Here is a 13,292-nt window from a genome sequence, read left to right on the forward strand (position 1 = left end):
CCGGTGTGGCCGTCAGTGAGCGGACGCCTCGGGGAAGGTCGGCGGCTCCTCGCCGAGCTCCTCCGCGATGCGGACGCGGATGTGATGCAGCTCGTCCATCAACGCCTGGGGCAGCTTCTCCCCGAACTGCTCGAAGTAGGCCTCGGTGAGGTCGCACTCCTCGCTCCACGCGGCGTGGTCGACGTCGAACAGTGCGGTCAGGCGCTCCTCGGGCAGGTCCAGGCCCTCGGTGTTGAGGTCTTCGGGGCGGGGGAGGCGGCCGTTGAAGCGGTCGACGGCCTCGACCTCGCCGTTGACGCGGCGCAGGGCCCACTCGATCGCGCGGGCGTTGTCGCCGAAGCCCGGCCACAGGAACGACCCGTCGGCGTCCTTGCGGAACCAGTTGACCTGGAACACCTTGGGTGCCCCCTCGCCCAGGCTGTTGCCCAGATCGAGCCAGTGCGCCCAGTAGTCGGCCATGTTGTAGCCGCAGAAGGGCAACATCGCGAACGGGTCGCGGCGCAGGGCCCCCACCGAGCCCTCCGCCGCAGCGGTCTGCTCCGAGCTCACCGTGGCGCCCACGAAGACGCCGTGCTCCCAGCCGTAGGTCTCTGTGACGAGCGGAATGTTGGTGGCGCGGCGTCCGCCGAAGAGGATGACGTCGATCGGCACGCCGGCCGGGTCGTCCCAGTTGTCGCTGATGGACGCCGCCTGGTCGGCGCGCACGGTGAAGCGGCTGTTCGGGTGGGCGGCGAGTCGCTCGTCCTCGGGCGTCCAGTCGTTGCCCAGCCAGTCGACGAGGTGGGCGGGGGGCTCGTCCGTCATGCCCTCCCACCAGATGTCGCCGTCGTCGGTCAGGGCCACGTTGGTGAAGATCGTGTCGTGGTCGAGGGCCTCCAGGGCCGTCGGGTTCGTCTTCAGCGAGGTGCCCGGTGCGACGCCGAAGAAGCCCGCTTCGGGGTTGATGGCGTAGAGCCGGCCGTCGGGGCCCGGGCGCATCCAGGCGATGTCGTCGCCGACGGTCTCGACCGTCCAGCCCGGGATCGTCGGGCGCAGCATCGCCAGGTTGGTCTTGCCGCACGCCGACGGGAAGGCCGCGGTGAGGTGGTAGACGCGACCGTCCGGCCCGGTGATCTTGAGGATCAGCATGTGCTCGGCCAGCCAGCCCTCGTCGCGGGCCAGCACGTTTGCGATGCGCAGCGCGTAGCACTTCTTGCCGAGCAGGGCGTTGCCGCCGTAACCGGAGCCGAACGACCAGATCTCGCGGGTCTCGGGGAAGTGCGTGATGTACTTCTCGGCGTTGCACGGCCAGGCCACGTCCGGGCGGGCCGCGCCGTCGGCGTCCACCAGCGGGTACCCCACCGAGTGGATCGCCGGCACCCAGTCGCCGCCCTCGGCGATGGCGGCGAGCGCCTCGGTGCCCATCCGCGTCATGATGCGCATGTTGACCACGACGTACGGGCTGTCGGAGAGCTCCACGCCCAGGCGGCTGATGGTGCCGCCCAGGGGGCCCATCGAGAACGGGATGACATACATCGTCCGGCCCCGCATGCAGCCGGCGAACAGCCCGCGCAGCGTCTGCTTCATCGCGGCCGGCTCGGCCCAGTTGTTGGTCGGGCCGGCGTCGCTCTCGCGTTCGGAGCAGATGAACGTGCGCGACTCGACGCGCGCGACGTCGGAGGGGTCGGAGCGGAAGAGATAGGAGTCCGGACGCAGCTCGGGGTTGAGCCGAATCGCCATGCCACTGGCGACCATCGCGTCGTAGAGCCGGTCGCGCTCCTCGAGCGAGCCATCACACCAGACGATCTCGTCGGGTTGGGTCAGCTCCGCGATCTCCTCGACCCAGGCGACCAGGTCGGCGGGCGCGATCGCAGGGGGGGCGGTGGTGGTCTCCACGGACACGGGGTGCTCCTTCGCTCCACTGCGCCGGCACCGTCGCCGGCTCAGGACCCCATCATGCCCGGTCCGGTACGGCGCACCGCAAACGCTTCGAGCGAGTCGATCACCCCCTGGACGCGTTCATCTCACGATGTGTGCCGGGGTCGCCTCAACGGCCGTGGCGGTGGCCGGCGCGCGCGGCCAGCAGGGCCTCCGCGGTGCGGCGTCCGCTCGCCAGCGCCCCGTTGATCGAGGCCCCCGCGAGGTGGTCGCCGGCGAGGTGGACGCCGGGCGCCACCTCCGCGGTGCTGGGCTGCCACCCGGCGCGCAGGTCGGGCAGGGCATGCGGCAGGACGTCGCGGCGCAGCAGGGGCCAGGCGGCGGCGTCCGTGCCGTAGAGGAGGCCCACGTGCGCGCGGACGTCCGCCTCGCTGGGGGCGACGTCGTCCAGCACCGTCGAGGCCTGCACGAGGTGGCGCCCGGCGGGGGCGTACCCGGGGGCAGCGTTGGTCATCACGCAGGTGTTGACGACGGGGCCGCGACCCCGGATGCCGTCCACGACGATGAACGGGTGGTCGACGGGCGCGGCGTCCGGGGCGAACCACCACGTGGTGAGGCCACGCATGGGGCGCACGGGCGCGCCGGTGAGTTCGCCGGCGGTGGTGGGGTCGGTCGCCACGATGACGGCGGACGCCTCCAGCCGCTCGCCGTCCACCAGCACGGCCGGGCGCTCCCCGGGCTCGACCGCGGTGACGCGGCGGCCGATCTCGACTGCGACGTCCTCGGCCAGCAACTCCGCCAGGTGCCCCATGCCCGCCCGCGGCACACCGGGCGTCCCACGTAGGAAGAAGCCGACCAGGGTGCGCGCGAACGCCGCGGAGGTGACGCCGGCGGTGTCGGCGAGCACGCCGGACAGGAACCCGTCGAGCACCGTGCGGAGCTGGCCGGTGACTCCCGCGGCGTCCAGGGAGCCGCGCAGGTCGCGGTCGCGGCCGCGGGAGGCGAACCAGCGGGCGAGCGCCACGGCGTCGCGGGGTGTCACGATGCCCGAGCCGAGGGTCTCACCGACGCGGGAGCGGTGACGGAGGGGGTCCGCGAGGACGGTCTGACCCGCGTCGGTCGCGACCGCCACGCCGCGGCCGAAGCGCTGCAGCGCCAGGGCGTCCACGTCGATCGCGGAGCGCAGCTCGGGGTAGGCGGGGTTCACCAGGGCAAAACCGCGATCGAGCAGGAAGCCGTCGACCGAGTCGGTTGCGATGCGACCACCGGCGCGGCACGACCCCTCCAGCACGCGGACCTCGAGATCGGCCGCACGGAGCACGCTCGCCGCGCGCAGACCGGCGAGGCCGGCGCCGACGATGAGGACATCGGTCATGGGAGGCTCCCTTCGACGGGCTGCGCCGGGCGTCGCGCCCGGAACAGGTGGAGGATCTGGTGTTGCCAGCCGGGGACGGTGGAGCGGGCGACGTCGTCGAAGCCGGCGGCGACGAGGCGGTCGGCGAAGGCGGCGGGGGCATCGAAGTCGATCACGCTGCGGTGCAGGTGGGAGTAGAGGGCGCGGTTGCCGCCGGTGACGGTGGCGAGGGGACGGACGACCCCGAGGGCGACCGTCGTCCACACCGCGCGGGGCGCGGGCGAGCCGTCGAGGGCGTAGTCCTGCGCCACGAGGGCGCCGCCGGGGGCGAGGTGGTCGTGAGTGTCGCGGAGCGCGGCGTCGCGCGCGTCGGCGGGCACGTTGCGGAACAGGTAGCAGGCCAGGACGCCGTCGACCGGCCCGTCGAGCACATCGCCCGACGCGCCCGCGCGGCCCTGCTGGAAGGTGACGCTCGCGGGCCACTGTTTGGCGCGCGCCTCGGCGAGCATGCCGGGGGAGGCGTCCACACCGATGATGCGGACACCCGCGCCGAAGGCGTCCAGCAGCGCGCGCGTCGAGGCGCCCGAGCCGCACCCCAGATCGACGATGGTGCGCGCGTGCGGCACGGCCTCGGCCAGCGCCGTCGCGGCCCGGCGCAGATGGGCGTGGTACCCGGGGTTGAGTGAGGTCAGCAGGTCATACCGGCGTGCGCCGGCGTCGAAGGCACGGGTGACGTGCTCGCTCATCGTTCTCCCGAGGGGTTGGGGGACGCCGCGGTGGCCGGGTGTCCAACCTAGCCGGACGCCGCGTCCGGCGCAGCCTGGTGGGTCGGAGAGGGCCGTTCAGGCTGGGCCGCGAGCGATGTGCGGTTCGGACGCCCCTGAGTCGCGTTTTGGACGCGGTGCGGCCGGGAGGGTAGAGTGGTTCTCCGGTTCACGACCGAGCGCTCGTAGCTTAACGGATAGAGCAGCTGACTACGGATCAGCAGGTTGGGGGTTCGAATCCCTCCGAGCGCGCCGCTGATGGATCAAGGGCCCCGCACCAAGTGGTGCGGGGCTCTTGTTCTTCTGCGTCGCGGTCCACCAGGGGTCGAGGGCCTCCGGCTCAGGGGCCCAGTGGCCGTCGGGCCACCCGGACTCGGCTCGAACCCGCGGGCGGCCCCCACGTGGCGCACGGCGGCATCACGTGGCGCACCTCAACCTCACCTGGCGCAGCGGAGCTCACGTGGAGGGCCTTGTACGGGCCGCCGGGTGGGCTCCACCGCGCCAGGTCGCGTTTGGGTGCGCCACGTCCTGGTTCACTGCGCCAGGTGATGCCCTGTTGGGCCCCGAGCACGAATCGCCCGCCCGGCTGGCCCATGACGCCGTACGTCTGGGCGCACGGTCCGGGTCGGGGCGGCGTCCGTGACCGGTGCCTAGCCGGCGATCAGTGCCGCCACCATCACGAGCGGTAGCGACACGACCGAGGCGATGGACGTCACCGTGGTCATCGTCTTCAGTGCGCCTTGGGTGGTGAGCCCGAGCAGGGACTTGAACATCCAGAAGAAGTTCGAGTTCACCTGGAGGGCGAACATGGCACCGGAGGCGATGGCCAGGGCGAGGATGACGGGGGCGACGTCCAGTTGGCCGGCGATCGGCGCGATGATGCCGGCGGCGGTGATGGCACCGACCGACACCTCCGATGGCCAGGTGCAACAGGGCCGCGATGAACCACGCCAGGAGGATCGACACGATGACCGGGGCGCCGGAGTCCACCGCGAAGAGTCCGCCGAGCAGGTCAGCAAGGCCGGTGGCCTTGATGACCGCGCCGAGCGAGCCGCCGACACCGGTCACCAGCAGGATGTCGCCGGTGGTCTTGAGGCCGTCACCGAAGGCGTCCGCCGTTTGCTCGGTACCGACGTAGCGACGGGCCATGACGTAGGCACCGACCAGGCCGAGGAACAGGGCCACGTTGGCGTTCCCGAAGAAGGCGATGATGTCGTTGGTGAAGCCGGCGAGCTCAGCGAAGGCGCCGAAGGCGATCAGCAGCAGGGGCACGATGATGGGCAGCAGTGAGAGCAACAGCGAGGGACGCCTCGCGCCGCGGGGCAGGGCGTCCGCGGCCTCGACCTCCTCGAGGGCCTCGGAGTGCTCCTCGTCCTTGGCCGCGTTCCACCAGCCGATGGTCAGCATCCGGCGGAAGATCCAGACGGTGACAAGGGAGGTGATCACCCCGATCACGACGCCGTAGAGCATGTAGAGCCCCAGCGGCACCGACAGCAAGCCCGCCGTCGAGATGGCTGCCAGCCCCGGGATGACGAACACGTACCCGACGAAAATGCCCGTTCCGAGTGCACCGGCCAGCCACGCGAGGCCGTTCTTCTCGATGTACCTCGCCGACGAGCGGGCGACCGGAGCGGCGAGCACGACCTGGACATCGACGTAGATGGACGGCGCGATGGTTGTCAGCGCGAGAGCCAACGCGTAGGGCAGCCTGTTCGCGGGCACGACCCGGACGAGCGCCTCGACCATGACCGTGAACGCCCCCATGCGATGAAGGAGGGCCCCCATCAGGACGCCGAAGCCGATGAGCAGGCCGATCTTCGTCATGATGTCGCCGAAGCCGGTCGTGATCGCCTCGACGGTCGCGACGAAGCCGGTGCCCGATGCCAGCCCGAGGTAGAGACAGCCAAGGACGAGCGCGATGATCGGGTCGACCTTGACCCTGATGATGAGGACGATGATCGCGAGGATGGCGATCACGGTGTGCAGGGCAATCATGGGGGACTCCTTCGGCCGCACCGTTGTGGTTGGCATCAGCGTGCGCCGGGTGGGCCCACGAGAGCACGTGCGTGTTCACCATGTGGTCCGGCGTCGCGTCGACGAGCCGGGCAAGCTGTCCCTGGCCGGGACCCCCGTTCAGCCGAGCGCGCGGACGAGCACCGCAGCGGACGCGGCGGCCCACGCCTGCGGGCGGCAGGAGGCTGGGTAGGGGGCCGGGGCCGCACACGCCCGGTGTTGCGTTGCCTCACGGCCCCCCGCCGCCACAACCGTGTGGTCTGGTAGCCGCCGTCAAGGTCACCTTCCCCCGAAGAGATCCGCTGGCCCCGCTGGGTCGCCCGGGCAGATTAGTCGGCGGGATGGCCCGCGGCGTCCCGGGCGGCGATGTAGCCGTAGACCAGCCCCTGGCCGATCGTGGCTCCTGCACCGGGGTAGCAGGCCCCGAACGCGTTGGCTGCAGTGTTCCCGATGGCGTACAGGCCCTCGACCGGAGACCCGTCGGCGCGCAGGGCCCGGCCCCGCTCGTCCGCCCGAACACCCCCGCAGGTACCGAGGTCGCTGAGCACCACCTTGACCGCATAGAGCATGCCGCGCAGGGGTCGCAGGTTCGGGTTGGGGGTGACGGTGGGGTCGCCGTAGTACCGATCGTAGGCGCTCTCCCCGCGATGGTAGTCCTCGTCGTTGCCGTTGGCGGCGAGCGTGTTGAAGCGCTGCAAGGCCTCCACGAAGGTGCCCTCGGGCAGCCCGGCGGCCCTCGCGAGGGTGGCGGCGTCCGAGCCCTTGGCGGCGATGCCCGCGTCGTACCACGCCTGGGGGATGGGCATGCGGGGGAACAGGACGCCCGCCATGACGTAGCTGTTGCGGTAGGCCTGGTCGAACACGAGCCACATCTGCTCGACGGGGTCGCCGGCCTGCTCGCGGGCCAGGACGCCCTGCCCGAAGGTCATGTAGTCGTCGGCCTCGTTGATGAAGCGGCGTCCGTACTGGTCGACCATGAACGAGCCGGGCAGTGACCGCTCGGCCAGCAGCACCTGCGGCGCATCCTCTCCCATGGGTGCAACGGCCGGGAACCACCACGACTGGTCCATCAGGTCGATGTCGGCGCCGTACCGTTGCGCCAGCTTGATGGCGTCGCCTGTGTTGCCCTCGGCGCCGAGGCTGACGTCGTGGGTGAGGGAGGGCGACTGGTGGGCCTGCCGCATCTGCAGGTCATGGTCGAAGCCACCGGCCGCGAGGACGACGCCCCGACGGGCCCGGACGCTCATCGTCGTGCCCCGCTGATCCAGCACGGCACCTGTCACCCGGGCATCCTCGACGATGAGATCCACCACGGAGGTGTTGGTCCACACCGGGATGCCTGCTCGGATCAGCCCGGAGAACAGTCCGGCCGCGAGTGCCTGGCCCCCCGCGGCGTACTCGCGGTGGATCACCAGGCCGCCGACGCCCTGGAGGGCGCGCTTGACGATCCTTGGCAGGGCCTTGGCCGGCGCCTTGGCCATGAGGTTGAGCCACTTGTAGTCCGCGCCGGTGACCGGCATGGGAATGGGCGCAGCCAGGGGCCCTGGGCGCAAGCGACCGCGCTCCTCGCCCAAGGCTTCTGTCACGTCGAGCGGTGTGCACTCGCAGGTACGGCCCTGTGAACTCCCGCCCGGGTTCTCCGGGTGGTAGTCGGAGTATCCCTTGGCCCAGAAGAACTTCATCGGGGTAGTGCGTCCCAGCATCGCGACGGCGGCGGGTCCGTGCTCCAAAAAAGCCAGCCACCGCTGCTCGGGTGTGGTGTCCCCCACGACCGCGGCGAGATACTCCCGGGCGCGGGCGAGGGAGTCCGCAGCGCCGTCCTCGGCGAGCGCGGGGTTGGCAGGGATCCAGAAGGCTCCGCCGGAGCGAGCGGTCGATCCGCCCACCGTGCTCGTCTTCTCGACGACGAGCGTGGACAGGCCGAGCTCATGCGCGGCGAGTGCGGCGGCCATGCCAGTGCCGCTGCCGATGACGAGGAGGTCCACCTCTGTGTCAACGGCTGTGGGGCCGGCGGGGATCGTGGCGGTGTTCATGGCTGGCTCCTTCATGGCTGGGCTTTGCCGGGGGGGCGCTGACACTGACAACGTGTCCTCGGCCGGATCGTGCTCTCACACTAGCCGATCGGCTAGTTTGGGCAACACGGTTGGCTAGTCGGAGCGACACAACGAGGGAAGGGGTCCTCATGCCAGGAAGTGGCGGCCCGGCGGCCCGCGGCCAGGTGGTCGCGGCCGCTGAAGAACTTTTCGCCGTTCAAGGGGTGGCGGGCACCTCCCTGCAGAACATCGCCGACTGCCTCGGCGTGACGAAGGCGGCCGTCTACCACCACTTCCGCACGAAGGCAGCCATCGTATTCGCCGTCCTGCACCCAGCCATGGACGGGCTCGCGACGCTTCTCCGCGTGGTTGAGGGTCACGATGACCCCGTTCGACGCACCGAGGCTGCCGTGGTCGCATTGGCCGACCAGGCTGTCGTCCACCGACGGCTCTACGGACTGCTCCTGGGTGACGTGACCGTCGGGCAGCTGATCAGCGACGACGCCGAGATTGCCGGTCTTTTCCACCAGCTCCATGACGTCCTCGCTGGCGCGTCTGCAGGTACGGACGCCTCGCTGGTCCGCGTGTCGGTGTTCCTCTCCGGCCTCATGGGCCCCGCCGTTGACCCTCGTTGCGCGCAGGTCGAGGACGTCGCGCTGCGCAGGGAGCTCGTCCAGATCGGCAGAGCCCTCTTGGTCCCCCCGTCCGCGGCGAGCGGGACGCCGAACGCGCCAGTCCGGTGAGTGGGCGGATCTCGAAGTGAACGACATCGAACGGTAAACTAGCGCGTGCTAGCAATCCTTCGGCGAGGAAGGGGAATCTCCATGGGGCAGCGTCGCGCGAGGCGGGCGTGCGTGGGTGGAGTGCTGCTGGGACTGGTCGTGGCCGTCCCGGCCTGCAGTGCCGGCGAGACGGCGGGTCCGCCCGCCGAACCGACGCTGGTGCCGACCGCGACGGCGCCAGCGACCTCGGTCGAGCTGACGGGGGCGAGCACGCTGGTGGTGAACGACCCTGACGCGGTGGGCGAGGTCGGTGATGAGCGGTTGTCCCTGACCGAAGCGCTCCAGCTGGCCTCCGGAGCGCTGGGCGACGGCACCCTGTCCGCGGCCGAACGAGCCCAGCTCGACGGGGTCCCGGGGGCTGGCAGTGGCGACGAGATCCGATTCGACGTCGACGGTGGGCGGATTGAGGTGCCCGAGCAGACGGTCCCCTGGGGCTTCGAGTGGGAGCCGGCACCTGCGGAGACGCGCCTGCCGCGGCGGGAGAACAACACGGGCGACCGCATCGTCGGTGGGGGAGTCATCATCGCGAACGGGCCCGTCGACGGCCCCATTGGTGGCCTGGCCCTCAAGGTGTCGAGTTCCGATGTGTCCGTCGAGGGCGTCACCTTCGAGCGCTTCGCGCAGATGGTGAGCATCCAGCCCGTCGGGGCCGGTGAGCTCACCGGAGTCACGCTGGCCGACAACGCGTTTCTCAATGGCGGGGGGATCGACATCACGGCCACCGCTGTCGATGGCTCGAAGAGCACCGTCTCTGCTGTGACGATCACGGGCAACGACATCTTCGGGCCCCCCGAGTTCGGGGAGACCTTCCCCCGGAAGATCCACAGTGCGGTCGGCGGAAACGCGGCGCTGCTCACCGCCTCGGACCGAGCTGGCGCCGCCACGATTCGTGGGCTCTCCCTGACCGACAACGATGTCCGGGGATTCCAGGGCGGGTTCACCATCGCAGCCCTCCAGTCCCGAGGGGGCAATGCCCGCGGGGCACTCGACGGCCTGGTGATCGAGGGCAACACGATCGCGATGCCCGAAGGCGCTGGCGATCCGGCGGTCTACATCTGGGGAGCGGTGAACATGGACGGGCACGTGACCGACGTGACGGTTCGAGACGTGCGCATCGCCGAAAACCAGATCGCCGGCAACGGGTACGTGGTGCTCGTCGCCGGAGTTGAGCACCTCCTCCAAGGCAACACCAGGTCCGACAGCGTCGCCCTGGACGGGATCGAGCTCGAGGGAAATGAGATCTCCGCCGTCGAGACATGCGACGTCGGCATCCTGCTTGCCGGTGCCTTCACCGAGATGGGTGGCGGGCCGGGTGAGGGCATCGCGGTGCGTGACGCGTCCATCACGGGCAACACCGCCCACGGCTGCACCACAGGCATCCTGGCCACGCCCGTGCTGAACTGGGGGACGGCGGGGGTTAGCAAGTCCAACACGATCGAGGGGTTGGAGATCCGGGGCAACCGTGCGGGCGGAGCGGTGCACGAGGTCGTGGTCGCGGGCGGGACGCTCTATGCGACGGACGCCAACTTCTTCGACGCCGGTGACGCTGGGGTGGAGCAGAACGAGATCCGCGGGCTGACGATCCAAAGCCCGTCCGGTGGGCAGGGAGCCGTGCTCGTCGCGGGTGGACTGGGCTGGGGGCCAGCGAGGGGCTCGGTCACGGGCAACGCCGTCTCGGTCACGGCCGTCGACGTCCCGGGCGCGTGCACCACGCAGGAGGACGTGTCATTCGACTCACGCGCCACCGTCACGGGCAACGTTCTGAACGGGGTGGGCTGCTGACCAGCGGGATCGCCGCATCGATGCCGGATCAGCAGGTGGGGGGTCGAATCCCCCCGAGCGCGCACTCACGCAGCAGTGCCCGGCACCAGAGGATCCGGTGGGTGCACAACCTGCGCCTGGGCGGGGCTTGTCTCGATGTTGCCGCTCGACCAGGCCTTGGCTTCGGCGCTACGAGCCCTGCGCGATGAGACGGATCTCGGCGTGGTGACCGCTGGTGGCGAGTTTCGCGTCGCAGGTGAGCAGTGGCGACCCGAGCGCTTCGGCCAGGGCCAGGTAGCTGGCGTCGTAGCTGGTGAACTGATGGCGCAGCTGCCAGATCCTCTCAGCCAACCCGGCGATCTCGTACCGGTGAATCGTCAGGGCGAAGTAGTCCTCGCGAGCCCGGTCCGCGTCCAGTGGATTGAGCTTGTGAGCCAAGGTGAGGCCGCGCAACACGGACAACACCTCGACATCCAGAAGGTGTGGGGCATACAGGTCTCCGCCGAGAGCCTCGAACAGCGCCGCGTCCGCATCGCGCCCGACCAGCGCCTCGACCATGGCCGAGGCGTCAACGACGATCACGGGCGGCTGTTCTCGACCGCGGCCACGATCTCGGCTCTGCTCGGACCCTCGGCGCGATCCCTGGCGCGAAGTCGAGCGGCCACGTCCTCGTTGGTGGGGCGGGCGGCGATCCTGGCCAGCTCCGCTGCCACATAGGAGGACAGCGACGTGCCCTGCGCAGCGGCGCGTTCCTTCAGTGTCGCGGCCACAGCCTCGGGGACGTCGCGGATGTACAGGATGGTCACGCCTTCATGCTAGCAGTCTGCAAGCACTGCGTTCGGTGCCGGACGGTGAGCGGCAGATCATGGACACCGCGGGGGTGCTGTCAAGGACTAGGGGTTGACGGCCCGGACACCGCCTCGACCGCAGCGCGGATCGGCTCGATGTCGATCTTCCTCTGCTGCTGCATGGCCCTGTTCGCTGCGCGTGCCCGTGCGGGATCGGGGTCGCTCACCAGGTCCAGCAGCTCCTGGGGGGACACCTGCCAACTCAACCCGTAACGGTCGGTGAGCCAGCCGCAGGCCATCTCTGAGCCACCCTCGAGGAGGGCTTCGTAGATCCGGTCTGATTCCTCCTGGGAGTCCGTGCGGACCTCGATCGAGACGGCGGGGCTCAACTCATCAGGCAGGCCCTGCATCACGGTGAAGGTCTGGCTGCCGAGCGTGAACCCCACGAGCAGCGCGGTCCCGGGTTCTCCGCCCGTGACCTCGCTGTGCGGGAGGACCACCGTTCTCCTGAGATCCGGCAGGATCGAGGCGTAGTGGTCGACGATCTCCTCAAGATTGCCCTGGAACGACAGGACGGTTCCGTAGCGCGTCACCGTGACTCCTTCTCCGTGCGGCTCCCCCGACGTGGCGCCGGCCCGTGTTCGAGCAACTCCAGTGTGAACGGACCGGCGTCGCTGGTCCAGGCCGTGGCGGGCATCGGTGGCGCGCGAGCGCCCGGGCCCCGCACCCACGAGTGCGGTGGGTCATGTATCACCAGTGTCGTGCGGGTGCTCCTTGGGGGTGGGCCAAGGACCACAGGAGGACTCCGATGACCACTGCACTGCACGCTCGCGCCTGCGCCGCGCTCACCGCGGTCGCTCTGGCAGCCTTGGTGCAGCCAGCCCTCGCCGCCGATGATCAGCCGTACACCGTCGTGGCCTCCGGGCTGAACAGCCCCCGCCACCTCTCCTTCGCACGCAACGGTGACCTCTACATCGCCGAGTCCGGGGCGCCCTCGGCCGACGCGGGTGCGTGCGCGGATCACCCCGAGTTCGGGGAGGTCTGCCTCGCACACACCTCGTCCATCACGCTGCTGGACCGCACCGGCCGGCAGTCGCGCCCCGTCACCGGGTTGCCCGCCATTGTCAACGCGGACGGCGAGGCGACGGGCGCCTCCGACGTCGTCGCCCTCGGCACGACCCTCACGGTGGCGATGGGGCTCGGCGGGACGCCTGAGCTCAGGTCGCTGCTCGGCAGCGATGCGGATCTTCTCGGCACCGTCGTCGAGGTGAAGACGAGAGGTGGGCGGCAGCGCACGTCCGTGCTGGCCGATCTGGCGCGCTATGAAGCCGACCGGGACCCGGACGCCGCCGGCGCGGACAGCAACCCGGTCGACGTCGTCCGCGACCGCAGCCACGTCCTCACCGTCGATGCCGGGGGCAACAGCGTCCTGCGACTCACCGGGCCGCGGCGCGGCGTCCGCGAGTTCGCCGTGTTCGACGAGCCGGTGCTCATGGATCCGCCCCCGATTCCCGGACCGCCCCCAGGCTGGCCCACCCCCTTCCCCGCACAGTCGGTGCCCACCGCGGTCGCCCAGGGGCCCGATGGCGCCTGGTATGTCTCCGAGCTCACCGGCTTCCCGTTCCAACCGGGCAAGGCGACGATCTGGCGCATCGCCCGCGACGGGTCGCGCACCGCGTACGCCACCGGCCTGACCACGGTGACCGACCTGGCTTGGGACCGCGGCACGCTCTATGCCGTGCAGATCTCCGACGCCGGTCTGCTGAGCGGGGTCCAGGGCTCGCTGGTGCGCGTGGACCGATCCGGGGCCCACCAGACCGTGGTCGGTGACCTGTTCGCCCCCTACGGCGTGGCCATCCGCCGGGGGCAGGCCTACGTCACCACGGGATCCGTGGCGCCGGGAGCCGGCCAGGTCATCCAGGTCGCGCTGCGCTGAAGCC

11 protein-coding genes and 1 tRNA gene are annotated in these 13,292 nt (G+C 70.6%); 4 read left to right on the top strand and 8 right to left on the bottom strand.

All coding sequences use genetic code 11. The features are described 5' to 3' along the window. Positions 1-12 precede the first annotated feature (12 nt). From IFY26_RS01330 to IFY26_RS01340, 3 genes are all read right to left on the bottom strand, one after another. On the bottom strand, positions 13-1,881 hold the full coding sequence (locus IFY26_RS01330; RefSeq protein WP_232547205.1) for a phosphoenolpyruvate carboxykinase (GTP): 1,869 nt from the start codon (positions 1,879-1,881) through the stop codon (positions 13-15). Between the two features lie 145 nt (positions 1,882-2,026). Beyond that, positions 2,027-3,232 carry an FAD-dependent oxidoreductase gene (locus tag IFY26_RS01335; RefSeq protein WP_232547206.1) on the bottom strand — a complete coding sequence of 402 codons (1,206 nt, stop codon included), beginning with the start codon at positions 3,230-3,232 and terminating at the stop codon, positions 2,027-2,029. Then, positions 3,229-3,957 (bottom strand): class I SAM-dependent methyltransferase, encoded by a 729-nt coding sequence (locus IFY26_RS01340; RefSeq protein WP_232547207.1) that lies wholly within the window; start codon positions 3,955-3,957, stop codon positions 3,229-3,231. Before IFY26_RS01340 ends, IFY26_RS01335 begins: the two co-directional genes overlap by 4 nt. A gap of 197 nt (positions 3,958-4,154) precedes the next feature. Here IFY26_RS01340 and IFY26_RS01345 point away from each other — a divergent pair. Beyond that, a tRNA-Arg gene (locus tag IFY26_RS01345) sits at positions 4,155-4,227 on the top strand. 204 nt (positions 4,228-4,431) lie between these two features. Here the strand turns inward: IFY26_RS01345 and IFY26_RS01350 are convergent. Together IFY26_RS01350 and IFY26_RS01355 are read right to left on the bottom strand one after the other, a co-directional pair. Then, positions 4,432-5,970 (bottom strand): GntP family permease, encoded by a 1,539-nt coding sequence (locus IFY26_RS01350; RefSeq protein WP_232547208.1) that lies wholly within the window; start codon positions 5,968-5,970, stop codon positions 4,432-4,434. Between the two features lie 347 nt (positions 5,971-6,317). Next, the gene (locus IFY26_RS01355; protein WP_232547209.1) at positions 6,318-8,021 is read right to left on the bottom strand and encodes a 3-ketosteroid-delta-1-dehydrogenase; all 1,704 of its coding nucleotides are present in this window, start codon (positions 8,019-8,021) and stop codon (positions 6,318-6,320) included. A 149-nt stretch (positions 8,022-8,170) separates the two neighbouring features. On the opposite strand from IFY26_RS01355, the gene IFY26_RS01360 reads away from it, so the two are divergent. Continuing rightward, the gene (locus IFY26_RS01360; protein ID WP_269778958.1) at positions 8,171-8,764 is read left to right on the top strand and encodes a TetR/AcrR family transcriptional regulator; all 594 of its coding nucleotides are present in this window, start codon (positions 8,171-8,173) and stop codon (positions 8,762-8,764) included. A 111-nt stretch (positions 8,765-8,875) separates the two neighbouring features. After that, the gene (locus IFY26_RS01365; protein ID WP_232547211.1) at positions 8,876-10,585 is read left to right on the top strand and encodes a hypothetical protein; all 1,710 of its coding nucleotides are present in this window, start codon (positions 8,876-8,878) and stop codon (positions 10,583-10,585) included. A 168-nt stretch (positions 10,586-10,753) separates the two neighbouring features. Here IFY26_RS01365 and IFY26_RS01370 read toward each other — a convergent pair whose 3' ends face one another. From IFY26_RS01370 to IFY26_RS01380, 3 genes are all read right to left on the bottom strand, one after another. After that, positions 10,754-11,146: a type II toxin-antitoxin system VapC family toxin gene (locus tag IFY26_RS01370; protein ID WP_232547212.1), complete on the bottom strand. Its 393-nt coding sequence runs from the start codon at positions 11,144-11,146 to the stop codon at positions 10,754-10,756. Then, positions 11,143-11,370, bottom strand: a complete 228-nt coding sequence (locus tag IFY26_RS01375; RefSeq protein ID WP_232547213.1) for a FitA-like ribbon-helix-helix domain-containing protein — start codon at positions 11,368-11,370, stop codon at positions 11,143-11,145. Before IFY26_RS01375 ends, IFY26_RS01370 begins: the two co-directional genes overlap by 4 nt. Before the next feature lie 80 nt (positions 11,371-11,450). After that, positions 11,451-11,945: a VOC family protein gene (locus IFY26_RS01380; RefSeq protein ID WP_232547214.1), complete on the bottom strand. Its 495-nt coding sequence runs from the start codon at positions 11,943-11,945 to the stop codon at positions 11,451-11,453. 215 nt (positions 11,946-12,160) lie between these two features. On the opposite strand from IFY26_RS01380, the gene IFY26_RS01385 reads away from it, so the two are divergent. Further along, on the top strand, positions 12,161-13,288 hold the full coding sequence (locus IFY26_RS01385) for a ScyD/ScyE family protein (RefSeq protein ID WP_232547215.1): 1,128 nt from the start codon (positions 12,161-12,163) through the stop codon (positions 13,286-13,288). Positions 13,289-13,292: the final 4 nt, after the last annotated feature.

The sequence above is a fragment of the Propioniciclava soli genome (genome assembly GCF_014858005.1).
Lineage (GTDB): Bacteria > Actinomycetota > Actinomycetes > Propionibacteriales > Propionibacteriaceae > Propioniciclava > Propioniciclava soli.